This window comes from Mesobacillus sp. LC4, assembly GCF_053543455.1.
Genome location: NZ_JBGCUB010000002.1, coordinates 588,949 through 614,894 on the forward strand (window position 1 = coordinate 588,949; position 25,946 = coordinate 614,894).

The window sequence follows — 25,946 nt, forward strand, 5'->3', positions numbered from 1 at the left end:
GTGCCACCCGTGGGGGAGTTATTCATGGTGATTAAACAATTCGACAGCAAAACACTGGATATCATTTTGGAAAAAATGATAGAGACTGTCGGTAACAGCAAAGATGAAATCTTCCGAATTGGAGAAGAATGCAGGAATGACTTTGAATCTATCACTCAGGAGCTCCAGGAAATCAAGCGAAAAGTCGCACAGATCATTAATGAGGGCGATAAGCTTGAGGCGCAGGTAAGGTCTGCAAGAAAGCGGCTTTCTGAAGTGAGCAAGCATTTTAAAGATTACACTGAAATACAAGTCAGGGAAGCATATGAAGTTGCTCATAAGCTTCAGATGGACCTGACATTGAACCGACAGACAGAAAAACAGCTCCGTGAAAAACGCGACGATCTAGAGCGGAGATTAATTGGTCTAAACGAAACGATTGAACGGGCAGAACATCTTGTTTCCCAAATCTCTGTAGTCATGAACTATATGATGAGTGATATAAGGAAAATGGGTGAAGCGCTTGAAACCGCAAAAGAAAAGCAGGACTTCGGACTAAAAATCATTGAAGCTCAGGAAGAAGAGCGTAAACGCCTTTCACGTGAGATTCATGACGGTCCAGCACAAATGCTGGCAAATGTGATGATGCGCTCGGATTTGATCGAAAAGGTTTATAAAGAGCGAAGCGCAAACGAAGCAATCAAAGAAATCAAGGATATGAAAAAAATGGTGCGAAGCGCACTATATGAGGTCCGAAGAATCATTTATGACTTAAGGCCAATGGCTCTTGACGACCTCGGTCTTGTTCCTACCCTCAAAAAATATTTACAGACAATCGAAGAGTATCATAGTTCCACAAAAATTGAATTCATAAATATTGGGACCGATCATCGACTCCCTGCTAAGTATGAAGTTGCGCTGTTCCGAATGGTTCAGGAATCGGTTCAAAATGCGCTCAAGCATGCGAATGCACATTTGATCCAGGTGAAGCTGGAGATTAAAAAAGACAATGTTATGGTAGTCATTAAAGACGATGGAAATGGTTTCGATATCAACGACAGAAAACCTGAGTCTTTTGGCATCCTTGGTATCAAGGAAAGAGTCGAACTGCTTGAAGGTGAGCTCGCCATTCATTCAAAAATTAGTGCAGGGACGCTGGTTATTATCCAAATACCATTGAATCATTAAAAAGAGCAATTGCGGCTGTAGCCGCCACTAGAGATAAAAAAATAGAGACAAAAGCCGTAAGGGAGGGCGAATGTATGACAACCAAGATTGTCATTATTGACGACCATCAATTATTCAGAGAAGGGGTAAAACGGATCCTGGATTTTGAACCGTCTTTTGAAGTAGTTGCTGAAGGAGACGATGGCAGCGAAGCAATCCAGCTAGTTGATCAGCATCAGCCGGACGTTGTCATTATGGATATCAACATGCCTAACACAAATGGAGTGGAAGCGACAGCTAACCTGATTGAAAAGTATCCAGAGTCAAAGGTTATCATTCTATCCATCCATGATGATGAAAATTATGTAACCCATGCACTTAGAACTGGCGCAACAGGTTATTTATTAAAAGAAATGGATGCCGACGCATTAGTCGAAGCTGTAAAAGTAGTTGCAGATGGGGGCTCATATCTGCACCCGCGTGTAACCCACAACCTGGTAAAAGAATACCGCCGTCTTTCTGAAGATGAAAACGGACAAGATAAGTATGTTTCCCCTGTGGAAATACGACGTCCGCTTCACCTGCTGACACGCCGTGAGTGTGAAGTCCTCCAGCTTTTAGCCGATGGAAAGAGCAACAGAGGAATTGGTGAAGCGCTGTTTATCAGTGAGAAGACAGTCAAGAACCACGTAAGCAACATCCTGCAAAAAATGAATGTAAACGATCGAACCCAGGCAGTAGTCGTAGCCATCAAAAATGGCTGGGTAGAAGTTCGATAACAAAAGAAACCACATTTGTCGACATGATGAATGTGGTTTTTTGTCGTTTTATGTTGGAAAAATACGACAAAAAAACCGCCAGAGATTTACAAACTCTTAACAAATTCCGATATAATTAGGGAACAGTAAATCGAAGGGGTGGTCAAAATATCTACGCTATTGGACTTAACAGATGAAAAATTACTAGAAGCTTACCAAAAGGCTACTCTGTTAAATTTGGATGTAACCTTTATTGAAATGCTGGCAGAAGAAATTAATAATAGAGGATTGGAAAGTTCAATTCGTTCATATGTCTCTTAAATTTGTAACGCTGCGCAATCGATTGCCAGCGTTTTTTTAATTTTATCAGAAACGGATTTAAGGTGATTGGCCGGTGGAAAGTGATATAGAAGCCTGTAATCCTGATATTTGTTGCAGAACTACTTGAATTTTGGCTGGGAAAAATCAGCTGTTTTTTCCAGTTCGCTATAAAATCGAAAAAGTCGCTATAAAAACAAGAAAGTCGCTATATAAGTGATAAACTCGCTATAAAAACAAGAAAGTCGCTATATAAGTGATAAACTCGCTATAAAAACAAGAAAGTCGCTATATAAGTGATAAACTCGCTATAAAAACAAGAAAGTCGCTATATAAATGATAAACTCGCTATAAAAACAAAAATGTCGGTGTAAAAAATATTTTTCTTTGATAAAATTTTCTGCCACCACTTTTCGTGCGAACCTAATCAAGGGCAACCTGCAGGGAAATGAGTGCAAACGACAAAAAGGTCATATAGAAACAATATGAGACACGAAAACTGCACTATCCAACCAGTTTCCGCACTTCCAAAATTCTTTACCCAAATAGTTTCCCTGAAAGAATGCAATTTGCGGGAAGTTCATATAAAATGGGATTGTACATACTGTAGAGAAAAACATAAGGATGGTAATAAAATAATGAAAACGGCAGTTATCACGGATAGCACTGCTTACATCCCGAAAGAGTTGCGGGAGAAATGGAATATCCACATGATTCCGTTGAGCGTGATTTTCGATCATGAGACATATAGAGAAGAAATAGACATCACCGCTGGAGAGTTTTATGAAGAAGTGAAGCAGCGCGAGCTACCGACGACGTCAATGCCTCCAATCGGCGAGTTCGTCGAGCTTTTTGAAAAATTGGCCAAGGATTACGATTCGGTCATCAGCATCCATTTATCCAGCGGGATCAGCGGCACGTATCAGGGTGCGGTTAGCGCAGGTGAAATGGTTGAGGGGATAAAAGTATATCCGTTCGATTCTGAGATCAGCGCCATGGTTCAGGGATTTTATGCTCTTGAAGCCGCAGAGCTGGCAGAGCAAGGAGTTGAACCTGAGAAAATCATCGAGCGCTTAAATGAAGTGAAAAAATCCATCCGTGCTTACTTTATGGTGGATGATTTAAGCCATCTTCAGCGAGGCGGCCGGTTGTCCAGTGCCCAGGCACTGATTGGAAGCCTGTTGCAGGTGAAGCCTTTGCTCCATTTTGAGGATAAGAAGATTGTTCCGTATGAAAAGGTGCGTACACGTAAAAAAGCAATGAACCGTGTCGTTGAATTGCTTGCGGAAGATGCGAACAGCGGCGGTGAGTATCGTGCGGTCGTCATCCATGCCAATCGTGAAGCAGAAGCACTTGAATGGAAAAGTGAGCTAGAGGCTCAGTTCCCGAATGTCGAATTCATGTTAAGCTACTTTGGCCCAGTCATCGGAACCCATCTTGGAGAAGGATCGATGGGCATGGGCTGGTATAAGAAATAACTACGGAAAAGTTCTAACAACAATGATGAAGCGTCAGATCCGTATGAGGAATTGGCGCTTCTTTTCAGTGTCCAGCTCCAGCGTCTAGCCCCTCGAGTCGCTTCGGTCCGCCCAATGAAGTCAAAGAACGAGTTCAACGGTCGGCCCTCCAGCGCTTGTCGGGGCTGATCAAGGCGCTTGCGCTTTTCTGATTGTCCACATAAAAACAGTAGTTATCAACAAAACGATCCACTTACTAACAGGCATTTTACAAACAACTTCTATTTATCCACAGGGAAAACCGCTTACATTAACTCAAACAGACACTTACCAACAAATTAACCCACATTATCCACATAAAAACCATGTTATCCACATATAAATCCACAAAAGGCTGTGATTAACTTTGACAAAAGTAGAAAGTTTAATCCCCAATACCGATTATTCTGTTGATGAACCGGTATTCACCGATGTGAATACTCCTCAGTTTCCTTCGTTATCCACAAATTGCTCTTTCCACTACAATCCCGAACTGCAAAAAATGCTGGCTGGTAAACAACTGCTCATGGAGGAACTGTCCTTTCCGATGGAGGAAATACAAAACCACCATGAACATGGTTATTTAGCTTACCGCAAGGGAGTCCTCCAGAAGCCACTGTCTTGTACAAGATGTGACACGACAGATCCTTCCTGGTTTTCGGAGTTCCCATGCTCCCGTTGTGGAAAAGTGGAGTTCTATTGCCGAAAGTGTTTGATGATGGGAAGGGTGAGTGAATGCACGCCTCTTATCAGCTGGGCGGGACCGGAACTGGGATTTGATCAAGTGACGGAGCCACTTCAGTGGAAAGGTGAATTGTCAGAAGGGCAGAAGGCTGCTTCCCGGCGAGTTGTGGAAGCTGTGGAAAACTCATCAGAACTGCTTGTCTGGGCAGTTGCCGGGGCAGGTAAAACGGAAGTCTTATTTGCCGGGATTGCGCAGGCTTTATCCACAGGAAAGCGGGTTTGCGTAGCTACTCCTAGGACGGATGTGGTTCATGAGATTGCGCCTCGTTTTCGAAAAGTGTTCCCGGATATTAAAATTGCTGCTCTCTATGGCGGCAGCGATGAACGCCATGAGTATGTACAGCTTTCCATTGCCACCACACATCAGCTTCTTCGCTTTTACAGGGCGTTTGACGTCATGATTGTCGATGAAGTCGATGCCTTCCCATATTCTATTGACGAAACTCTCCAATATGCCGTGCAGCAATCCAGAAAACCAACTTCCTCTTTGATTTACTTAACTGCTACACCTAAAAAAAAGTGGCAGAGAGAGTGCCGACTTGGCAAAAGAGATTATGTCACGATTCCTGCCCGCTTTCATCGGCATCCGCTGCCAGTACCGCAGTTTGTGTGGGCTGGAAACTGGGAGAAGCAACTCAGTAAAGGGAGACTGTCAACACCAATAATAAAATGGATAGAATCCAGATTAGTCAGCAGAAAACAGGCACTGATTTTTGCCCCGAAAATCACCTCCATGGACAAAATCCTCATCATCCTTCAACAATTGCATCCTCTTATTGATTCCGTCCATGCTGAAGATCCTCACAGAAAAGAAAAAGTGATGAAGTTCCGGAACAATGATATCCCTATCTTGCTTACAACAACTATTCTTGAACGCGGTGTTACGATTCCTAATATCGATGTTGCTGTCATTGGATCGGAGGATAAAATTTTTATCGAGAGCGCTCTCGTTCAGATTGCCGGCCGGGCAGGAAGAAGTGCTGGGTATCCGACAGGTGATGTTACGTTTTTTCATTATGGAAAAACAGAAGCGATGCTCAGTGCCCGCAGGCAAATTATGTTGATGAACAAAGAAGGGATCAAGAAGGGACTGATTGATGTATGAAAGGGAGCCATTGTTTGATCTGCCATGAGGAGATAGAAGCTGTATTGTCATGGAATATTCTTTTTGGCAAAGAAAAGACACCAAAGATATGCGGAGAATGCAATGATAATTTTGCTCCTATCACAGGTGAAGTATGTGAGATTTGCGGCAGGCCATTTGCCTTTTTGGAAGCGGAGTATAGAGTGGGTAATCTATGCTTCGATTGCAAGCGATGGGAGGAAGATGAGCACTGGAGTGGGAGCCTCGATCGAAACCGCTCACTTTATCGGTATACCGATTTTACAAAAGATGTGGTGGCGAAATTCAAATTCCGTGGTGACTATGTACTTGGGGAGATTTTTGCGGAAGATATCCGACAGACTTTGCAAGCTTTCCAATATGATTATATTGTCCCTATCCCGCTCAGTGAAGAACGACTCTATGAAAGAGGATTTAACCAGGCGGAAGCCCTAATCACCACTGCTGGTTTCGAACCAACCCAACTGCTCTCCAGAGTCCATACCGAAAAACAGTCAAAAAAATCCCGTTCAGATCGAATTCATCTACAGCAGGTCTTCAAATTCGATTCAGACCTAAATCTAAACAGTAAAACAATTTTGCTGATTGACGATATATATACTACAGGCTCAACGCTGAGGCATGCAGCCAAAATTTTAAAAGAAAACGGAGCTGCCAGGGTGTATTCGTTCACTTTGGCACGCTGATTGAGATAAAATTGGAGGAGGAAGGACCTTGGACCTTCAAAATTGCCCGCAATGCGGCGAAATATATATGGTAAATAAATTTCGGGACGTTTGCGAAAAGTGCTGGAGAAAAGAAGAAGCGGCATATGATACCGTCTCTAAATATATGAGAAAACGTGAAAACCGGGCTGCGACTATGCTGCAAGTGGTTGAAGCGACAGGTGTTTCGGAAAAACTGATCCTGAAGTTCATTAAAAATGGCAAGCTTCAAATCGCGCAATTCCCAAACCTCGGTTATCCTTGTGACAAATGCGGGAAAGTGATAAGGACTGGAAGACTCTGTGAAGGCTGCGCTGATGAACTCAGGACCGATTTAAAACACCTGGAGCGGGAAGAAGAGTTCAAACAAAAGTTGAATAGCCATAAGGCGACTTATTTTACTAAAGAATAAGACTAAAGTCGTTATTTTACATTGTTACTAAATATACCGGGTAAATATCCGATATTAAAGGAGTAGAATCCTCAACTTATTGAAAGCGAGGGATAATTAATGAAAATCAATAATTTTGGAACGAATCGAATCAACCCATATAACCGACAGATTAATAAGATGGATGAACTGAAGAAGACTGAAAAACCAGTTGATAAGGTAGAGATTTCATCAACAGCAAAGGCGATGCAGCAACTGTCAGAAGTTGAACAGCTGCGCCAGAAAAAGGTAGAAGAGCTGAAGGTCCAGGTGGAGAATGGGACTTATAAGCCTAATCCAAAGGATATCGCAAAAAGCATCCTTGATTTTTATGGAAAAAAATAATGCCGGGGGAACACAATGAGCATCCATCTTTTAATTGAGAGCATGCAAAAGCTTTTAAAGCTGCATAAGAGCTTGCTGGAATTATCATTGAAGAAGACGGGGATTTTGGAGACAGAGGATATCCAGGCTCTTACCCAGTTATTAAAAGAAGAGCAGGCTCATATCCTGGCGATTGAGAAAATTGAAGTAGAGCGGAGGAGAGCTGCTTCTGACCGAAATTTAAGTGACCTCCTTGAGGAAATGCCTGAACCCCACAAGGGAATTCTAGAAGGAATTAGCAAGGAACTCCGGGATGTCATAACAAAAATCCAGGAACAGAACGATTTGAACACAAGTCTCATTTCACAATCCCTGAAATTCATCTCTTTTTCAATGAGCATTGTGGAACCGCCGCAGGATGATTATAACTATGGACCGAACGAGACAGGTGGTCAGGGAAAGAGCCTGTTCAGTTCCAAAGCGTAAATTTCACACTGGAGGAAGTCTTACATGCGATCGACCTTTATGGGATTAGAAACAGCAAGGCGCGGAATGTTCACTCAGCAGACCGCTTTACATACGACAGGACATAATATTGCCAATGCGAACACGCCTGGCTACACGAGGCAGCGGGTTAATTTTGCCCAGACGGAACCCTATCCGACGGCCTCCATTAATAGACCCAACATTGCAGGTCAGGTTGGAACAGGTGTAAAAGCTGATTCGGTGCAAAGGATTCGTGAAAGTTTCCTGGATATCCAGTATCGTGGCGAGACGAATAAACTAGGTTACGCATCTTCCAAGGCTGAGTCTTATGCAAAACTGGAGCAGATCATGAATGAACCTTCTGATTCGGGGCTTTCCAATACAATGGATCAGTTCTGGCAGTCATTGCAAGACCTTGCAGTGAATCCGAATAACGAGGGAGCGAGATCAGTTGTCAGACAGCGAGGGGCTGCAGTAGCAGATACATTCAACTATTTGCATAACTCCTTGGTGGCCGTCCAGAAGGACCTTGGCAACCAGATCAATGTGACTGTCGATAAAGTGAACTCTATTTTAAGCCAGATTAACGGCATCAATGATCAAATCGGCGGCGTTGAACCGCACGGTTTTTTGCCAAATGATCTGTATGATGAGCGCGACCGCTTGATTGATGAGCTTTCATCGATTGTGAATATAAAGGTAGATTATGCTGAAAGCGGCGGCAAAGCCCACCCGAATGCCGAGGGGAAGGCGGTCATCAAGCTTGTCAGTGATGATGGCAAGCAGCATGCGCTTCTTGTAGGGGCAGCAGGATATAATAAACTTACTGCCAATAAAGATGGTGCAGGAGGTTCAATCAAATCGGTGACCGTCGGCGAAGTTAAGCTCAATTTTAACGAAATAAAGTCTAGCGGAGAATTACGCGGTCTAATTGATGCCTTTGGCTATGAAAATAAAGATGGTCAAGCGACTGGGATCTATGCAGATATGCTAAAGGAACTTGACAACCTTGCTTTTACATTTGCGAAGGAATTCAATGCGGTACATGAATCGGGTCTTAGCCCGAATGAAATCAAGGATGAAAAGGCAGAAGATATTGCATTTTTTGCTGATTCCGAGTCTAGTGCGATTGATGAACGGGAAGGATTTGCAGGGCGGATTACTGTGGACCAACGAATTCATGACAGCCTTGACAATATTGCATCGGCAACAGGTACGGACCCGAAACTGGCAACAGTGGGTGATGGCACGAATGTCCTGAATCTCGCGAATGTAATCAATAAGCCTTTTGACTATGGGAATAAATCCGAGCTCTCGGACTTCCGCGATTATTATGAGGGAGTCATTGGCGGCATGGCGGTTCAATCACAGGAAGCGAACCGGATGACGATGAACGGCCAGGCACTCCAGCAAGCGGTAGAAAATAAACGCCAGTCAGTAAGCTCCGTTTCCCTCGATGAGGAAATGACGAATATGATCCAGTTCCAACATGCTTATAACGCATCAGCCAGGATGATCAAGCTGCAGGATGAAATGCTTGATAAAATTATCAATGGCATGGGAACAGCCGGAAGGTAAGGTGAAGTAAATGCGGATCACACAATCGATGCTCTCCTCCAACTCGCTTAAGCATCTTAGTGAGAGTTACCGGAGAATGGGACAATATGAGGACCAGCTCGCCACTGGCAAAAAAATCACAAAACCTTCGGACGACCCGGTTGTCGCGATGAAGGGGATGTATTACCGTTCCAACCTGACAGAGGTGGAACAGTATAAACGGAATCTTTCTGAGCTTTATTTATGGATGGATAATTCCGAGGCAGGCATTGACCAGGCGAACAGTGCGCTGCAGCGTGTACGCGAGCTGACGATCCAGGGGCAGAACGATTCGAATAGCCCTGATGATCGCAGAGCGATAGCGCGCGAGGTTGAGCAGTTGAAACAAAGCCTTGCAGCTACAGCGAATACACAGGTTGGCGGTAGGTATATCTTCCACGGCACAGATGTCTTGGAGCCAACCGTTAAAGTTGGGGACAAGATAGAGGTTGCTGAAAATCTGTACAAGGATGAAATCAATAACTATCAAGTTGAAGTTTCCCGCGGCGTATCCATGAAAGCTAATGTCAATCCAGCCAATGTGTTCAACCAGGAAATGTTCGATACAGTCCAGAAAATCCAGGACCAATTGGACAGCGGTAACCCGCAGGAGTTGGACAAGCTGCTGAATGATCTCGATAAGGTGATGAATACCTTGTCAGCAGAACGTTCCGAGCTTGGAGCACGCTACAATCGCCTCGAAATGATGGAAAATCGACTCGGTCAGCAGGAAGTCATGGCAACCAAAATCCTATCTGACAATGAGGATGCCGACATCGAGCGCGTCATCATGGACCTCAAGTCACAGGAAAGCGTCCATCGTGCGGCCCTAAGCGTCAGCGCACGAATCATCCAGCCGACATTGATGGATTTCTTAAGATAACTTAAATGAAGCCTTATCAAGCTATTTGATAAGGCTTTTCTATTAATTTAATAATTTAAATGTTTTAAAATTCGAGAAGTGTCCAGCTCCAGCGCCTAGCCCCTCGAGTCGCTTCGGTCAGCCCGATGAAGTCAAAGAACGACTTCAGCGGTCTGCCCTCCAGCGCTTGTCGGGGCTTACCAAGGCGCTTACGCTTTTCTAATAGGAGGGAACCTATGAATATTCCTCAAATCAGGATGGAATCTACTTTTGCTAGAATTGGCATGGATACCAGCCGTGGTGAAGTGCAAATTGAACAGCGGCATGCGGATATGAGCATTGAACAGCCGCGGCCGGAGATGATGGTAGACCGTCGTCCTCCGAGATTGACGATTGATCAGACGCAAGCCTTTGAGGAAGCGAACCTGAAAAGTGTTTTCAGGATGATTGAAGATACTACAAGACAAGGGTATCAACAGGTGATGAACATGATCGCCACCAAGTCACAGGAAGGCGACGAGCTGATGATGATCGAAAATGGATTCTCGGCTATCAGAAGCCAGGCCGAACGGAACAGCCTGCCGCCACAGTCAGACTTTAATATTGGGTGGATTCCGTCCCATAATAGTGTCAAAATAAATTATGACCCAGGTGAGACAAACATCCGTTGGAATGTTCGCCCGGTGAATATAGAAGTTACACCGAATAAGCCCGTAATCAGCTATTATCCAGGCAAAACAGATATCTTTTTGGCACAAAAAAATTCATTGAATATAGACTTTGAGATTTAAAGGAGATTCTGAGATGAAATTAAACACGAAATACCATAATGAAGTTGAGATAAGAGAAGAAGAAATATTACATTTTGAAAAAGGGATTCCCGGGTTTCCGGATGAAATGAAGTTTGTGATCCTGCCATTGAATGAAGACGGATCATTCTCAGTGTTACAATCGGTTGAAACTACAGAACTGGCATTCGTCATTGCGAGCCCGTTTTCATTTTTCCAGGACTATGACTTTAAATTAGAAGATTCCGTTGTGGAAGAATTAGAATTAAGATCCGAGAACGATGTCACGGTCTATTCAATCCTGACAGTACAAGATCCATTTGAAAAAACAACGGCAAACCTTCAAGCTCCAGTGATCATCAATAAAACCACCAACAAAGCCAAGCAAGTAATCCTTGTCGACGAAAAATACAAAACAAAGCACAACCTGTTCGGCAAAACAGAACTCCACAAGGTAAAGGGGTGACCGGTATGCTAGTACTGACACGCAAAAACGGCGAAACCATCAAAATCGGCGACGACATCGAAATCACCATCGTCTCAGCCAAAAACGACCAAGTCAAAATCGGCATCAAAGCACCCAAAAACATCGAAATCCTGAGGAAAGAAATCTACGAACAAATCCAGGAAGAAAACCAGCAGGCGTCAAAAGATATCTCGAGCCTGCTCATGAATCTAAAGACCCAAAAATAATTTCGAAAAATTTATTTAAAATCTATTAAACAAATAAACCCTCCGACGATATATAAATTGTAAGGGAAAATAAGGACGGCCGCCTTATCAACCCGAACCAATTCAACAGGTTCACAAGGAAGTGAACCTACACATTCAAGGAGGAAATTTATAATGAGAATTAATCACAATATTGCTGCGTTGAATACGCACCGTCAATTAGCTTCTGCTTCTAATGCACAATCTAAATCTATGGAGAAGCTATCTTCGGGTCTACGTATCAACCGTGCTGGGGACGATGCTGCTGGACTTGCTATTTCTGAAAAAATGAGAGGGCAAGTTCGTGGACTAGAACAAGCATCACGTAACTCTCAGGATGGTATCTCGTTAATTCAAACGGCAGAAGGCGCTTTGAACGAAACACATGACATTCTTCAACGTATGCGTGAGTTAGTAGTTCAAGGTGGAAACATGGGAACGAATGAAGGAGAAGACCTTCAAGCTGTTCAAGACGAAATCTCACAATTAGCTGATGAAATCACTAAAATTAGTGAAAGAACTCAATTCAATGGTAAAACATTACTAAATGGAGATTTTACAACTGGTACAGCCGATTTAGTATTCCAGATTGGTGCCAATAATACCCAACAATTAACGCTTAATATTGACGCAATGGATGCAACAACTTTAGGGGTTGATACAGCAGCTATTGATGTAACAGCATTTGCAGCAGGAACAGATACTGATGCTGCGCTAACAGCAATTGACGGTGCAATCGATACTGTTTCTGCTCAACGTTCTTCTTTAGGAGCAACACAGAACCGTTTAGAGCATACAATTAACAACCTAAACAATGCTTCTGAAAACCTAACTGCTGCGGAATCTCGTATCCGTGACGTTGATTATGCTTTAGCTGCCTAAGAGCAGTAACAAGCACAGTCGTCCTGGCTGGTAACGGCCAGAGATCATAATCGGGTGAATTGCTGGAAACCCCTTAGAGCTTTTCTTGCCACAACGTAGTTGGAAACGACAAGCGTGATGGTTAGAAAAAAGAAAAGATTGGGCAATCAGCAGCCAAGCTCCTGTCTCGAAAGAGTGGAGAAGGTTCAACGACTAGGATAGGCCATCTAAGGCGAAAGCTATGATGATGAAATCCGTAGGTGAAACAATGGTCATCAGCATTGTGAATCCGAAGTGCCCGGCCCCTACTAGGATGCTAGAGGGTGAAGATATAGTCTGGTCATTTATGAAAGTAAATGTTCGCACGATGGCGAAGGAAATGATGAACCAAACTAAAAACTCAATTCTTGCTCAAGCATCTCAAGCTATGTTAGCGCAAGCGAATCAGCAACCGCAAGGAGTTCTTCAATTATTACGTTAATCTTAATTAAAATTTAAAAAAGAGATCCTTCTAACGGATCTCTTTTTTAGTAGTTTTTTAGTGGGTCTTTAGACTCAAAAATGATAGAGGATCAAAAAGTAATTTTTTCTCAAGTTGAAAAGTACAGTCTTAAAATTGCAAAATAAAAGGGAACTGTTTCAACAGTCGTTTTTTTAATTATAGATATTCATTCAAAACTCTTAGTAAAAGGGAGGAAGAAAAGTTGCTATTATCTAAGAAAACTATAAAAAAAACAATGATTGTTTTCTTTATTTTTATACTTTGGATTGCTCCTGTTCTAGCCAATGCAACAGATGTTATCATCGAAGGGCCCACGCCCGACACGACAGCACCTGAGCTTAAAAGCTTAGAGATTTCAGCCAACGAAGCAACACCCGAAAATTCTGTGAAACTCATTGCAGAAGTAACTGATGACCTTTCAGGTGTGAGATCAGTCTCAGGATATTATCGTTCCCCGAACAACAATAGTAAGTACTTAACATTTTATTTAAATCAAACTACAAATAAATATGAGGCTACTGTAAGCTTTTCACAATATGATGATCCAGGTGAATGGGAACTAAACTATATTTCTTTATATGATAATAAAGATAATTCGGCTTACGTCTATGATATTAATAGTAGTTATTCCAGTACTCAAAAATTTGATTATGCTCCTTATGTCATTAATGTAAGTGGGGTTACACCTAAACCACCTGAGCCGCCTAAAGAAGATTTCACTCCACCAGTCTTGAATGAAATTGAGGTTATAAATCAAACTGCTGTTAAGGCAAATGAATCTGCTACAATTGTCGCAGATGTAACAGATGATAAATCTGGAGTTTCGAGTGTTTCTGCAAGATTTGTAAAGCCGAGTGGCAGAACGCAAAATGTGTACCTTTACTATAATCAAACATCTCAAAAATTTGAAGGTAAAATACATATTGATACTTTTGAAGAAATAGGAACATGGAAACTTCAATACGTTTATATGTATGACAAAGAGTACAATAGTAAAACAATCTATGATTCTACTTTATACAGTTCTAGCAATTATGAGAAAAGAGATTTTAGTAGCTGCATCTTTGAAGTAGGCGGAACTACTCCAGACCTCATTGGACCAATTTTTAAAGACTTAGCTATTGAGGTAGTACAACTTTCTAAAACAGAAGCATTAGTGAAATATACTGCTGAAATTGTAGACAGCCTTTCCGGAATAAGCAGTGTATATGCAAACTTCAGCAAACCAAGCGGCAGAACGTTTGGTGTGAATTTCAGTAGGCAGTCAGACAAGTATATAGGAACTGTAAAAATTGATAAATTTGATGAACTAGGCCTGTGGAAAATCAATTATTTTAGATTAATCGATAATAAAGAGAATACAAGGTATATTAGACAGTCTGCTATAGGTGCGAATGATGGTGTATGGGACCTGAGTAAGTATTCGTTTAATGTGCGTGGCTTAATAACGATTGCTCCTGTTTCTCCGTCTAGTCTAGAATTATCTCCAAAAGATTTAATTATTGAGCCTGGTGAATCTGTTCAACTTCAATCAGTTCTAAAAATGACGGATGGTTCTTCAAGTGATGTGACTTCCTTAGCTGGAACAACTTACTTATCAACTAATCCAGAGCAGGTACTAGTTGATGAAAATGGGCTAATCACTGTATCTCCAGATGCAGAGCCAGGTTTTGTGTATATTCAAGCACAAAATGGAGCAGTGGAAGATGGTGTGAAAATTACGATACCAGGAGAAATTAGTGAGTCGTTTCTCAGTTTAAAGCCATTTTCATTATCTTTTTCGCCAGGACAATCGAAACAACTTTATGTAGAGGTTTCAGAAAATGGTGTTATAAAAGAAATCACTTCAGGTTCATCGGGTATTAAATATGTAAGTGATAATTCGAGTGTAAGTGTTGGTGAAAATGGTTTGGTTTTTGCTTCACATGAAGCTAACCCTGGTACGGCAACAATTACAATTAACTATAACGGAATACAATCAAAAGCTGCTGTCACAGTAACTGGACCGCCTACCGTTCAGAGTCTTGCCATGTCACCTTCCGAAGGAGCAGTACCTGCAGGAGAAACGATACAATTAATGGTCAGGGCAACGATGTCTGATGGTTCATCCAAGGATGTAACCGATAGCTTAGAGGGAACAACATACGTATCCTCAGATTCCAGCAAAGCAATTGTAAATGAAAGTGGTTTGGTTACTGTACCTGCATCAGCACAAAATGGTGAAGTTATAATTACAGCAAAGAATAATGGGAAAATTGTTAAAAGCACTATCATAGTGAGCAGTCCAGTATTGAAGGAATTAGAAGTTTCCCCTGCCACTAAAGAATTACATCGGGGTGATACTGTATCATTAGCAGTTAAAGGGTGGTTCAGTGACGGAGAAGAAAGAAATATGAAATCAAGCAATTCGGGAACAACATATGTAAGTTCAACTCCGAGTAGGGTTTTAGTGGATCAAAATGGTAATATTAACATTCCTGGCTCAGCTACATATGGTGAAGCTGTTATTACCATTAGGAATGGTACCATAGAAGCCACGGTTATAATTATTGTGAAAGAAGACCCAAGTGAAATTCTTACTGACATAATAACAGAATCAAATAGTTATACAGTGAATGCAGAAGATAAAATTCAACTTGTAATAACTGGAGTATATTTAGATGGGGCAGTAAGAGATATATCATCATCAAAAGAAGGGACTACTTATGGAAGTTCGGTCCCAAGCAGAGCGGTTGTAGATTCCACTGGATTAATTTCCATACCTGCTACCGCAACACCAGGGAATGCGACTATTAATATAACCAATGGTTCTTTAAGGACAACAGTAATTGTCACCGTAGAAGATATTCCCATTAATGAGTTAGTTGAATTAAAAGCTGAAATACCTAATAATTTTTTTCAAATTGGTGATGTCAGTCAGTTAATTATTAGAGGAGTATATTTCGATGGAATGTCAAAGGATGTTACCGAATCAACTGAAGGAACAACGTACACAAGTTCAACACCAAGCCGTGCAGTTGTAGATTCTAATGGAAAAATTACCATACCAGCAAGCGCAACCTATGGGCCTGCCACCATTACTGTAAGGAACGGTGATTTGTCCACGACGATTGTGATCACAGTGGAAGAAGATTTAAGCGGAAAAATAACAGATATCCAGGTTCATTCAGTATCCACAAGTGGATATCGAGGGGAAGAAATACAGCTGAAGGTAACAGGCACTTTAGGAAATGGAGAGACAAAAGACATAACTTCAAGCTTGAACGGAACAACGTACACAAGTTCAACACCAAGCCGTGCGGTAGTAGACTCTAATGGAAAGATTACCATACCAACAAATGCAACCTATGGGCCTGCCACCATTATTGTAAGAAACGGTGATTTGTTCACGACAATTGTGATCACTGTGGAAGAAAATTTAAGCGGAAAATTAATGGATATCCAGGTGGATTCGGCATCCACAAGTGGATATCGAGGGGAAGAAATACAGCTGAAGGTAACAGGCACTTTAGGAAATGGAGAGACAAAAGACTTAACTTCAAGCTCGACCGGAACAACGTACACAAGTTCAACACCAAGCCGTGCAGTAGTAGATTCTAATGGAAAAATTACCATACCAACAAGCGCAACCTATGGGCCTGCCACCATTACAGTAAGGAACGGTGATTTGTCCACGACGATTGTGATCACAGTGGAAGAAGATTTAAACGGAAAAATAACAGATATCCAGGTTGATTCAGTATCCACAAGTGGATATCGAGGGGAAGAAATACAGCTGAAGGTAACAGGCACTTTAGGAAATGGAGAGACAAAAGACTTAACTTCAAGCTTGACCGGAACAACGTACACAAGTTCAACACCAAGTCGTGCAGTAGTAGATTCTAATGGAAAGATTACCATACCAACAAGCGCAACCTATGGGCCTGCCACCATTACAGTAAGGAACGGTGATTTGTCCACGACGATTGTGATCACTGTGGAAGAAGATTTAAACGGAAAAATAACAGATATCCAGGTTGATTCAGTATCCACAAGTGGATATCGAGGGGAAGAAATACAGCTGAAGGTAACAGGCACTTTAGGAAATGGAGAGACAAAAGACTTAACTTCAAGCTCGACCGGAACAACGTACACAAGTTCAACACCAAGTCGTGCAGTAGTAGATTCTAATGGAAAGATTACCATATCAACAAGCGCAACCTATGGTCCTGCCACCATTACTGTAAGGAACGATGACTTGTCCACGACGATTGTGGTCACAGTGGAAGAAGATTTAAGCGGAAAAATAATGGATATCCAGGTTGATTCAGCATCCACAAGAGGATATCGAGGGGAAGAAATACAGCTGAAGGTAACAGGTACTTTAGGAAATGGAGAAACAAAAGACTTAACTTCAAGCTCGACCGGAACAACGTACACAAGTTCAACACCAAGTCGTGCAGTTATAGATCTAAACGGAAAGATAACTATACCGGTGTCTGCCACGTATGGAGATGTTACGATTACAATTAAAAATGGTACAGTATACCAGAAGTTTATCTTAACGGTAGCACAAGATTTGAGCACGTTAATTACCAAAATTAATGTCGATGCAGGGTCTACTTATGTAAATAAAGGGTCCACCAAACAACTAGTGGTTACTGGGATATTTGGCGACGGTGCTCAAAAGGATATTTCACATTCGACTCAGGGAACAACGTATAGTATTTCAACTCCTAGTAGGGCCATTATTGACTCCAACGGTTTAATAACGATACCTACTACAGCAAGTTCGGGGAGTGTTACAATTACAATAAAAAATGGAACGTTAAAAACAACTATTGTTCTAACTGTTATTTAAATCTTAAAGGAGTAACTACTTTGTTACTCCTTTCTTAGTAGAAATAACCGGTTGATAGGAAAATAGTCTTTGTTAATATTGACGTTCTATTTGTTTGCTAATAAAATAGTAGTATATATGAAATATCTAGTGAAAAAGGCAAATCATAGGAAACTATGAGACGCAAAGCCAAGGGCCTGAACCACATATGTGGATGGCAGCCGGTTCCCACAAGGTATTTAGCGGAAGTATGCCTAAATATCTTTAGGCATTTTTTTGTGCCTTTTTCGCGGAAAAGGAGGATGAATATGAACAAACAAACTAGAAGAATCTCTGTATTTATGACTATTTTACTAGTTCTTCAAATGGTCATGCCGTTGTTAAAACCTTTGGCTGAAGAAATTATCCCACAGCCTCAGAATGTCAAAGCTGTCGAATATTCTCCGGCTAACGTTCGGATAACTTGGGACGCAATCTCTGGGGTAAATGCTTATAGAGTATACGAACTGAATAGTGATCAATGGGAAATGATTGATGAGCGTGTAACAACCTCAGCTTACATACGAAATGTACCAGAGGGGAGTTATACTTACGCTGTGACCGCAGTTAAGGGTACTTCTGAATCAACTATCATAGACAGTGTGAGTGTAAATATAACTTATCCAGAGTTGCAATCACCTGATGAGTTAACTGTTAAAGTGTTAAACGGAAATGATCTTCGTTTAAGTTGGTCGTCTGCCCCTAATGCGTCGGAGTATAATATTTATCTAGTGACAGATGGGGTTAGGGAACGTGTTAAAACTCTAGATAGTTCCTATACAAGTTACACAGTTAGGAAGTTATCAGAAGGGAAATATAACTTTGAAGTTACATCTGCGCATCCCTTATTTGGTGAGTCAATCACACCTTCTCAGCTTACTTATGAATTGATTCATCCAGAAATGCAGCCACCGGGTGACTTGATATTCAAAGTTTTAAATGGAAATGACCTTCGTTTAAGTTGGAACGAATCAGAATATGCTTCAGAATATAATGTTTACCAAAAAATAGACGGAAAAAGAGTGCTAGAACGAACAATGGATGGCACCTCTTATACATTCAGAAATCTTCCGGAAGGTAACTATGAATATGAAGTGACTTCAAACAGCGATAGATTTGGTGAGTCTGCAGAGGCATCTAATCTTTCATACACTTTAAAGCATCCGACTATGCAGGCACCAGAAAATCTGTCTTTAAAAGTTTTAAATGGCAATGATCTTCGTCTAACCTGGGAAGAATCAGAATTTGCAGCTGGTTATAATATTTATCAAATTATTGATAACCAAAAAATATTGGTAAAGCCTATTGAAGGTTCCAGCACTGGGTATACGTTCAGAAACATGGTTGAAGGATTGTATGAGTTTGAGGTAACTTCTTACAGTGACCGATTCGGGGAATCTGAGTCTGTCTCTGATTTGACCTATCAACTTATGCATCCTGTAATGGCCCCGCCAGAAAACTTAACTGTTAGGATTCTAAACGGAAATGACATCCGTTTAACTTGGAATGGTTCAGAATTTGCTACAGGGTATAATATTTATCAAGTTATTAGTGGAGAAAAAGAACTTATTCAAACTACAGATGGTACAAGTTATACCTTTAAAAACCTACCTGAAGGTTCTTATGATTATGAGGTGCAATCTCTTAGCGATCGCTTTGGGGAGTCACCTATATCATCAAATATTTCTCACCAATTAGTACATCCAATCATGCAAGCGCCGACTCAGGTAAAAAATACTGTGAGAAATGGTAATGACATCAATGTTAGCTGGGCAGCATCTGAATTTGCAACTGGTTATTACATTTATCAAGTTATTGGAGATCAAAGAACTTTAGTAGATACAGTCATAGGTTCTACATCTCTTACCTTGAGGAATATGCCTGAGGGCGAATATTCTTACGAGGTTTCATCCTACAGCGACCGTTTTGGGGAATCGGTAGAACTAGGTCAAACTAGCTTAACACTCGTTTTCCCGGAAGTGGAAATACCGGTATTAAAACTTAAATCATTAGTTGGACAAACTGCAACATTGACATGGAATGTGATTAATGGCATAACATCATTTAATGTTTATGAAATGAAAGACGGAAATGCTGAGTTTATTGGAAAAACAGATAAAACGTCTTTAGCAATATTTAATATTGATGATGGTACACATAGTTATGTTGTAACAGCAAATCACGATCGATTTGGAGAGTCAAATTACTCCAATGTGGTTCAAGTAGAAATTCAATTGGATAAAATCCCGCCAGTTACAACATCTAATATTCCTTCTGAATGGGTTAAATCTAATTTTAGCCTTCAATTAACTGCGGAAGATGAAAAGAGCGGTGTGAACAAAACCTATTATTCTGTTAACAATGCATCTTTTGCCGAAGGTTCTTCTGCTTCTATTTCACAAGAAGGCACCCACCAGGTTTCTTTTTATAGCACAGATAAGGCAGGGAATGTTGAGCAGGTTAAAACAGAAACAGTGAAAGTAGACAAAACAGCTCCGGTAACATCTGCAGATTTAGAGAGCGGTACGTATAAAGAAGCAAAAGTACTAAATTTATCTGCAGTTGATAATTTTAGTGGAGTGAAAACTACCTATTATTCGATTAACGGATCGGAGTTTACTGAAAGTACAACTATTGAATTAGCTCAAGGTGATAGAAAAGTTTCCTTCTATAGTGTGGATATAGCCGGAAACGAAGAAGAGGTTCAAACAATTGTATTTACAATAGATGAAGCGCCGCCAGTTACTGTTTCAGATATTGAAGAAAAATGGAATCAAGAAAGCGTTGCTGTTAAATTATCTGCAACTGATAATCTAAGTGGAGTTTCACAAACCTTCTATTCTATAAACGGGTTAGAATTTGTAGAAGGAACAGAATTCTCTATTTCAGGTGATGGGCTTCATAATGTTGCCTATTATAGTGTAGACAACGCGGGCAATGAAGAGGAAGTTAAGACAGAAACGGTTAAAATCGACAGTCAGGCACCCCTTACTACATCTAATATTGAAGAAGGTTGGGTAAGTGGAGGTTTTAAAGTTAGTCTTAAAGCCATTGATGAGTTGAGCGGAGTTTCCAAAACCTATTATTCTATTAATGGTGAAGAATTCACGGAAGGCACAAGTGTAGTGTTCCCTGATGATGGAAATTATGAGGTTTCCTATTACAGCATTGATATTGCCGGAAACGAAGAAGGAATTAAAACAGAAAAAGTAAATGTAGACAATCAGGCTCCTGTTACAGTTTCCAACCTTGAAGAGAAATGGTATAAGGATCGTGTTGAAGTTGAATTATCTGCAACAGATAATCTAAGCGGTGTTGAGGCAACTTACTACTCCGTCAACGGTTCGGGTTTCATTGAAGGTAATTCCCTAATGATCAAGGAAAAAGGGAAATATGAAATTTCTTACTATAGTGTCGACAATGCTGGAAATGTAGAAGAAGTGAAAACAGAACTTGTAAAAATGGACAACCAGGCACCGGTGACAACTTCTAATTTCGATGATGAGTGGTATCAGAGTGAGATGAAAGTCGTGCTGACTGCAACTGATGATTTAAGTGGAGTTAAGGCAACTTACTATTCATTAGATGGTGAGAATTTCACTGAAGGAACAGAAATCTCGCTTGAAGCAGACGGTATTTACGAAGTTTTCTATTACAGTGTAGACAAAGCAGGCAACATTGAACAAACTCAAACTGACACTGTTAAAATTGACAGTGAAGCACCTGTGACTTCAGATAATGTTTCAGATATTTGGTACAACACAAGCTTTGAGGTTGTATTGAATGCGGATGACAACTTAAGCAAAGTAGACAAAACATATTATTCAATCAATGGCTCAGAGTTCATTGAAGGTGCAAGCTTCGAGGTATCTGAAGAAGGCATTATTGAGGTTGAATATTACAGCATCGACAAAGCTGGCAATAAAGAAGAAGTTAATAAAACTCAGGTTAAAATCGATAAAACAGCACCAACGATTTCTGTGGATGTGCAGGAAGAGTATAAGCTTGGTTCAGAGTTCGCCATTTCGTATACTGCTGCCGACGGACATTCAGGCATTGCAAGTGAAGAAGTGACCATCAACGGTGTTGCCTACAAAAATGGCGATAAACTGACTCTTGACCAGCCAGGTGTTTACAAACTAAACATTACAGTAACTGACCATGCGGGCTGGATTACTACGGTTAAAAAAGAACTCGTTGTTTACATCCCGGCAACTCTAGAGGTTCTGCCAAAAGTCATTAAAGGCAATAAAGGCATCTTCACTGTAAAGGCGAACCTCCCACGTGAATTTGCGGGTTCTTCATTCGATGTTCCAACAGCGACATTAAATGGAGTGGCTCCTAAGGTTGATAATAACGGCTTGTTTAAACAAGCGGATAAAGGTCATTTCAAATTCGAGCGTGAGGATTTTGACTGGAAGCCAGGTAAAGTAGAATTGGAATTCAGAGCATATCTTGATAATGGTTACCTTGTGATAGGTTCGACTCTTGTCGATGTAAAATAAACAGGTAACAGCAAAGGCTCCTCGGAATGAGGAGCCTTTCTTTTAGTCTTCAGGATACATGATCCTGAAAGCTTCATCATTTAGGTTCATCTGTTCTCGTAAATATATCTTGAGATTTCTGTCATCAAAAATCAACCCAAATGATTGGGCGTCGCGAAGGAATCTTAATCTTGCTTCCGGAGTAGCTGTCTTGAAAAATTCCTCAACCTGCTCTAGTTTTAAATCTCGATCTCTGCTCACTTCCATCACCGGATGGCTGCCGTTGCCGGAAATCGTATTGACAATTCCTATTCCGTCATCAGTTTCAAGGAAAGTCTCTTCCGCTCGTGCCTCTTTCAACCTTTGAAAGTAAGTAAGTAAATCCCCGGTAGGCTCCAAATTGAACGAATCTTTAAAAATGTCCCTTACTTCCTGGGATACTTGATATTCCTCAGCATCCTCTTCGAATCTTTTAAAATCTTCTTCTGCCGTATTCATATCCAGTACTTCCAAAGAGGCAGGATAAGAGTATAAAAGCTTTAAAAAATCATTTAAGTTCCTGGCGACGATTTTTACAGGGTCATCAAAATCCATTGGTGACACGCGGACAATATATGCGTCTTCTAAGTCTGCCGCCATTCCAAAATCAGTTAGGAAGCCAAAGTGGATGCCATCCGATCCCGGACGGGCAAATGAAATTAAATCGATTGGTGTGTTCAAATAACGCTGGTCAATTTCGTCTATTGAAAAGTACAAACCTAATAAATCCCCGTAAGGAAGCATGCCTGATTGTTCAAGTTCCTTTTGCAAACTAATCAGATTTTTTAATGTGTCTGGGACAGGATATTTCCCATAATTACGATTAACCACTTGGCTACACTCCATTAATTCATTTTACCTTTTATTATTCTTCAGATTCTTACCCTTTCCTTCCTGACTGGATCAAAAGATTGCAAACATTCCCAGCAATCTAGTCAAAAAACCTCATTCAAAAAATACCACGCAAGCCGATACAAAGAGTAGATTTATATGTTCGGAGTGTGTTGAGATGATGCAGGTAACAAATCATTCGGTTTCAAGACAGATTAATGAGAGCCAGAATCAGGTTAAGTCTGGGGATGTTACCCCTGTGATGATCAAGGAGAGGTCGGGGGCCAATGAGGCGACGGTGCTTCTGAAGGGTCAGGAATATAAAGCTCAATTTGAAGGCCCTGTTCCTGCTTCTGACCGCATGCTTGCTGAAGTTGTCAGCATGCCAGAGAAAGGGAAGGTTGTTTTGAGACAGGCATCTGCTCCTCCAGCACCTGTTAAAGCACCGGAATCACAGTCCATCGATGCCCGTCTGTCCAGGACCGGAATCGATCCAGCTAAAAACATAGAGTTGAAGAATGCGGTAAAAATTCTTGATGCGAAGTCTATCCCGTTAACGAAAGATAGCCTTCAAGTTTTACAGAAATTCATGAATGAAGCACCTGGTTCAGTTCAGGAAAAAATAGAAACGATAAAAGTGATTGCACAAAAGAATTTGCCTGTGACCACAGAGCATTTAAAATCCATCCACTCAGCGATGCATGGACCTGCATTGAAGGATGCGTTGCAGGAACTTACCGCTGGCAGAGAAATTAAATTCGATGTGCCGCAGCATGTACCGAAGCAAGAAGTAACAAAGGGAGTTCCCGAAAGACAGTCTGTTAGCAGCAACTCTTCTACCCCTTCAACACAAAAAATTGAACAAGTACTCCGGCAGATTAACGATGGAACCGTTTCTTCTGCTGAAATTAAAAAGTTAGTTGCAAGCACCGGAAACACACCGGCAATCCAATCGCTAAAACAGGAAATCCTAAAGGCACTGCAAATTCATGATGCGGGATCAGAACGCATACTACTGGCGAAAGAGAGCGAACCGGCCAAAGCAGCGCAATTAGTGACAGATGGCCAGAAGCTGCAGCAAATATCCGCTGCAAGGCTCGCTCAATCCCTTGCCAGCCTGGCGGACGTTCTCGAATCAGAAATAGATCAAACAGGCCAGGAACTTTTAAAACTGCACTCTATTTTAAAAGATGCTCAAAAAGAATCTGCTGTTGAAAAGATGCTGAAAACGGTTGGGAAGGCTATTGAGAGTTTTGAAGACTCAACCGATCTAGCACAATTAAAGTCTTCTTTTGAAAAAGCACAGCTCCTTTCAGAACAGGGCCGGGAACTTGCAGCCCGCAAAGTGATGGCAGAAGCAGTCAGCCAGCTTGAGAAACAGCACCCGTTTTTACAAAAAAGTGCCGACCCGCTTGCACTTACAGATGCTGAACAGTACGCCATCAATGAGTCATTGCAAACATTGGGACTCCAGTCAAAAGCCATTTTGGTGACGGAAATATCCAAAAAGCTCTCGCAGATGGCGATCGATTTTAAAAAGATCAAACAGGACATCACGAGAAATTTGGACAATGTCTCGAACATGATTGATCAAAGCGGCAGCAAAGCAACTGCCAGGCAGATGCTTGATACCACCATAAACAAGCTCGACAATGCGATACTAAAAAGCAATTTCATGCTTTATACCGATATGCTCACGGAGAAAAAGATGCTGAACGCAAGCTCGCGTTTAAATGAAGCGAGGAACCTCCTGGCAAAAGGTGATTTCACCCAGGCAAGCCAGATTGTCAAAGAGGTCAAAAAGGTTCTCGACCAAATTATTTTTAAGCCTTCGACCACAAGAGTCCAGAATTTTGTCAGTGAACAAAGCTTCTTAAAGTCAGCGCCAACGCTGGATGAGCAGCTGGCCTACGGGATCAAGCAGGCAGTCAGGCCGATGCCTGACCAGGATTATTCGTCTCGCCAGGTGTTTGAATCACTGAAACGATTGGGTCTGACTCATGAAAATGATGCGGCAAACAACCTGGTTTTCGGTTCAAAAGGGGAACGCGATGAACTGAGTCCTAACTTAAAATCTCTGCTGATCAAAATGAGCCAGGAAGGCGAAGGGCAGGCGAAAGCTGAACAGGCTCTCTCTAACCTGACTGGCCAGCAGCTGCTGAATAAACAGGATCCTTCAGGAATGCAGAACCTGTTCATGCAAATGCCTTTCCTCCTGAATCAAAAAATGGAGAATATCAAGGTATTCATCAACTCACAGAAATCGGGAGAGAAAATTGATTGGGAGAATTGCAGCCTTTATTTTGTCCTTGAAACGAAGAAACTCGGTGAGGTAGGTATCCTGGTAACGGCCCAGAATCGCAATATCTCGATCACTTTTAACAGCAATAAGGACGGACTACAGCAAAAATTGGTGCCTTTAACTGAGGTGTCTGCAGAACGCCTACAGGAAATTGGCTATAAACTCGAGGCCTTGAAATCAAAGAAGCTCTCTGAGAACCACAGCGACACAACTGAGGAAGAGAAACAAAGTATAACCCCTGCTTTTACAGAGAAAGGGTATGATTTCTCGATATGAATAATCTTTATTTTAACCAGATCAATCGCAGAGTGACGAACGGGCCTTCTGCGGCTGTCATTAAATACGATGAAGAGCAAGGGAAATCGCCGACGATCGTGGCCCAGGGCAGCGGGCAGGTGGCTGAGAAAATCATTGAACTTGCAAAGAAGAACAATGTACACCTCCAGGAAGATTCTTCTCTGCTGCAGGACCTGCTTGATATCGACCTTGGAGATTCTGTTCCGCCACAACTGTATGGAGTTGTCGCTGAGATTTTCATTTTGCTGGAAGAATTAGAAAAAAACTATTAAACTTCGGCGGGTAT

Annotated in this window: 20 protein-coding genes, 1 pseudogene and 1 riboswitch; of the genes and pseudogenes, 20 read left to right on the forward strand and 1 reads right to left on the reverse strand. The window is 41.5% G+C overall.

All coding sequences use genetic code 11. The features are described from left to right. The first annotated feature begins 24 nt into the window (after nucleotides 1-24). The 18 genes and pseudogenes from AB5I83_RS09230 (at nucleotide 25) to AB5I83_RS09315 (ending at nucleotide 22,212) form a co-directional block, all read left to right on the forward strand. Entirely contained in the window at nucleotides 25-1,167 is a 1,143-nt protein-coding gene (locus tag AB5I83_RS09230; RefSeq protein WP_448974730.1) for a sensor histidine kinase, read from the forward strand. A 74-nt stretch (nucleotides 1,168-1,241) separates the two neighbouring features. After that, nucleotides 1,242-1,925 carry a response regulator gene (locus tag AB5I83_RS09235; RefSeq protein ID WP_167833218.1) on the forward strand — a complete coding sequence of 228 codons (684 nt, stop codon included), beginning with the start codon at nucleotides 1,242-1,244 and terminating at the stop codon, nucleotides 1,923-1,925. Between the two features lie 138 nt (nucleotides 1,926-2,063). Further along, nucleotides 2,064-2,225: a sporulation histidine kinase inhibitor Sda gene (gene sda / locus AB5I83_RS09240; RefSeq protein WP_448974733.1), complete on the forward strand. Its 162-nt coding sequence runs from the start codon at nucleotides 2,064-2,066 to the stop codon at nucleotides 2,223-2,225. A gap of 635 nt (nucleotides 2,226-2,860) precedes the next feature. After that, nucleotides 2,861-3,700 carry a DegV family protein gene (locus AB5I83_RS09245; RefSeq protein ID WP_448974735.1) on the forward strand — a complete coding sequence of 280 codons (840 nt, stop codon included), beginning with the start codon at nucleotides 2,861-2,863 and terminating at the stop codon, nucleotides 3,698-3,700. Nucleotides 3,701-4,220: 520 nt separating this feature from the next. After that, nucleotides 4,221-5,567 carry a DEAD/DEAH box helicase gene (locus AB5I83_RS09250; protein WP_448975270.1) on the forward strand — a complete coding sequence of 449 codons (1,347 nt, stop codon included), beginning with the start codon at nucleotides 4,221-4,223 and terminating at the stop codon, nucleotides 5,565-5,567. Nucleotides 5,568-5,581: 14 nt separating this feature from the next. Next, a complete protein-coding gene (locus tag AB5I83_RS09255) occupies nucleotides 5,582-6,271 on the forward strand; it encodes a ComF family protein (RefSeq protein ID WP_448974737.1) in 690 nt (229 codons plus the stop codon). Nucleotides 6,272-6,299: 28 nt separating this feature from the next. Continuing rightward, on the forward strand, nucleotides 6,300-6,701 hold the full coding sequence (locus AB5I83_RS09260) for a TIGR03826 family flagellar region protein (protein ID WP_448974739.1): 402 nt from the start codon (nucleotides 6,300-6,302) through the stop codon (nucleotides 6,699-6,701). A gap of 99 nt (nucleotides 6,702-6,800) precedes the next feature. Next, nucleotides 6,801-7,064 carry a flagellar biosynthesis anti-sigma factor FlgM gene (gene flgM, locus AB5I83_RS09265; protein WP_448974741.1) on the forward strand — a complete coding sequence of 88 codons (264 nt, stop codon included), beginning with the start codon at nucleotides 6,801-6,803 and terminating at the stop codon, nucleotides 7,062-7,064. Nucleotides 7,065-7,079: 15 nt separating this feature from the next. Beyond that, nucleotides 7,080-7,529 carry a flagellar protein FlgN gene (locus tag AB5I83_RS09270; protein WP_448974743.1) on the forward strand — a complete coding sequence of 150 codons (450 nt, stop codon included), beginning with the start codon at nucleotides 7,080-7,082 and terminating at the stop codon, nucleotides 7,527-7,529. A gap of 24 nt (nucleotides 7,530-7,553) precedes the next feature. Next, entirely contained in the window at nucleotides 7,554-9,107 is a 1,554-nt protein-coding gene (gene flgK, locus AB5I83_RS09275) for a flagellar hook-associated protein FlgK (protein WP_448974745.1), read from the forward strand. Between the two features lie 10 nt (nucleotides 9,108-9,117). Further along, a complete protein-coding gene (gene flgL / locus AB5I83_RS09280; protein ID WP_448974747.1) occupies nucleotides 9,118-10,008 on the forward strand; it encodes a flagellar hook-associated protein FlgL in 891 nt (296 codons plus the stop codon). Nucleotides 10,009-10,223: 215 nt separating this feature from the next. Further along, nucleotides 10,224-10,778 (forward strand): DUF6470 family protein, encoded by a 555-nt coding sequence (locus AB5I83_RS09285; protein ID WP_448974749.1) that lies wholly within the window; start codon nucleotides 10,224-10,226, stop codon nucleotides 10,776-10,778. A 13-nt stretch (nucleotides 10,779-10,791) separates the two neighbouring features. After that, complete coding sequence (gene fliW, locus AB5I83_RS09290) at nucleotides 10,792-11,241, forward strand: flagellar assembly protein FliW (protein ID WP_448974751.1); 450 nt, start codon at nucleotides 10,792-10,794, stop codon at nucleotides 11,239-11,241. A 5-nt stretch (nucleotides 11,242-11,246) separates the two neighbouring features. Then, a complete protein-coding gene (gene csrA / locus AB5I83_RS09295; RefSeq protein WP_448974753.1) occupies nucleotides 11,247-11,468 on the forward strand; it encodes a carbon storage regulator CsrA in 222 nt (73 codons plus the stop codon). A gap of 153 nt (nucleotides 11,469-11,621) precedes the next feature. After that, complete coding sequence (gene hag, locus AB5I83_RS09300) at nucleotides 11,622-12,368, forward strand: flagellin Hag (protein ID WP_448974755.1); 747 nt, start codon at nucleotides 11,622-11,624, stop codon at nucleotides 12,366-12,368. Between the two features lie 346 nt (nucleotides 12,369-12,714). After that, a pseudogene (locus AB5I83_RS09305) lies at nucleotides 12,715-12,828 on the forward strand (flagellin); the annotation flags it as partial. A 223-nt stretch (nucleotides 12,829-13,051) separates the two neighbouring features. Further along, complete coding sequence (locus AB5I83_RS09310; RefSeq protein WP_448974757.1) at nucleotides 13,052-17,689, forward strand: hypothetical protein; 4,638 nt, start codon at nucleotides 13,052-13,054, stop codon at nucleotides 17,687-17,689. A 127-nt stretch (nucleotides 17,690-17,816) separates the two neighbouring features. Continuing rightward, nucleotides 17,817-17,901: riboswitch (cyclic di-GMP riboswitch) on the forward strand. Between the two features lie 75 nt (nucleotides 17,902-17,976). Next, nucleotides 17,977-22,212 carry an OmpL47-type beta-barrel domain-containing protein gene (locus AB5I83_RS09315; protein ID WP_448974759.1) on the forward strand — a complete coding sequence of 1,412 codons (4,236 nt, stop codon included), beginning with the start codon at nucleotides 17,977-17,979 and terminating at the stop codon, nucleotides 22,210-22,212. 42 nt (nucleotides 22,213-22,254) lie between these two features. Here AB5I83_RS09315 and AB5I83_RS09320 read toward each other — a convergent pair whose 3' ends face one another. Next, nucleotides 22,255-23,061, reverse strand: a complete 807-nt coding sequence (locus tag AB5I83_RS09320) for a hypothetical protein (protein ID WP_448974761.1) — start codon at nucleotides 23,059-23,061, stop codon at nucleotides 22,255-22,257. A gap of 178 nt (nucleotides 23,062-23,239) precedes the next feature. Between AB5I83_RS09320 and AB5I83_RS09325 the strand changes: the two genes are divergently transcribed. Together AB5I83_RS09325 and AB5I83_RS09330 are read left to right on the forward strand one after the other, a co-directional pair. Beyond that, entirely contained in the window at nucleotides 23,240-25,639 is a 2,400-nt protein-coding gene (locus tag AB5I83_RS09325; RefSeq protein WP_448974763.1) for a hypothetical protein, read from the forward strand. Beyond that, on the forward strand, nucleotides 25,636-25,932 hold the full coding sequence (locus AB5I83_RS09330; protein WP_448974765.1) for an EscU/YscU/HrcU family type III secretion system export apparatus switch protein: 297 nt from the start codon (nucleotides 25,636-25,638) through the stop codon (nucleotides 25,930-25,932). Before AB5I83_RS09325 ends, AB5I83_RS09330 begins: the two co-directional genes overlap by 4 nt. The last annotated feature ends 14 nt before the right edge of the window (nucleotides 25,933-25,946 follow it).

What these genes read in the sequence shown, in the direction of transcription:
- AB5I83_RS09325 (WP_448974763.1), top strand. Translation starts at nt 23,240, where the DNA reads ATGATGCAGGTAACAAATCATTCGGTTTCAAGACAGATTAATGAGAGC.
- csrA (WP_448974753.1), top strand. Translation starts at nt 11,247, where the DNA reads ATGCTAGTACTGACACGCAAAAACGGCGAAACCATCAAAATCGGCGAC.
- hag (WP_448974755.1), top strand. Translation starts at nt 11,622, where the DNA reads ATGAGAATTAATCACAATATTGCTGCGTTGAATACGCACCGTCAATTA.
- AB5I83_RS09235 (WP_167833218.1), top strand. Translation starts at nt 1,242, where the DNA reads ATGACAACCAAGATTGTCATTATTGACGACCATCAATTATTCAGAGAA.
- flgL (WP_448974747.1), top strand. Translation starts at nt 9,118, where the DNA reads ATGCGGATCACACAATCGATGCTCTCCTCCAACTCGCTTAAGCATCTT.
- flgK (WP_448974745.1), top strand. Translation starts at nt 7,554, where the DNA reads ATGCGATCGACCTTTATGGGATTAGAAACAGCAAGGCGCGGAATGTTC.
- fliW (WP_448974751.1), top strand. Translation starts at nt 10,792, where the DNA reads ATGAAATTAAACACGAAATACCATAATGAAGTTGAGATAAGAGAAGAA.
- AB5I83_RS09250 (WP_448975270.1), top strand. Translation starts at nt 4,221, where the DNA reads ATGCTGGCTGGTAAACAACTGCTCATGGAGGAACTGTCCTTTCCGATG.
- AB5I83_RS09245 (WP_448974735.1), top strand. Translation starts at nt 2,861, where the DNA reads ATGAAAACGGCAGTTATCACGGATAGCACTGCTTACATCCCGAAAGAG.
- flgM (WP_448974741.1), top strand. Translation starts at nt 6,801, where the DNA reads ATGAAAATCAATAATTTTGGAACGAATCGAATCAACCCATATAACCGA.
- AB5I83_RS09230 (WP_448974730.1), top strand. Translation starts at nt 25, where the DNA reads ATGGTGATTAAACAATTCGACAGCAAAACACTGGATATCATTTTGGAA.
- AB5I83_RS09285 (WP_448974749.1), top strand. Translation starts at nt 10,224, where the DNA reads ATGAATATTCCTCAAATCAGGATGGAATCTACTTTTGCTAGAATTGGC.
- AB5I83_RS09315 (WP_448974759.1), top strand. Translation starts at nt 17,977, where the DNA reads ATGAACAAACAAACTAGAAGAATCTCTGTATTTATGACTATTTTACTA.
- AB5I83_RS09330 (WP_448974765.1), top strand. Translation starts at nt 25,636, where the DNA reads ATGAATAATCTTTATTTTAACCAGATCAATCGCAGAGTGACGAACGGG.
- AB5I83_RS09270 (WP_448974743.1), top strand. Translation starts at nt 7,080, where the DNA reads ATGAGCATCCATCTTTTAATTGAGAGCATGCAAAAGCTTTTAAAGCTG.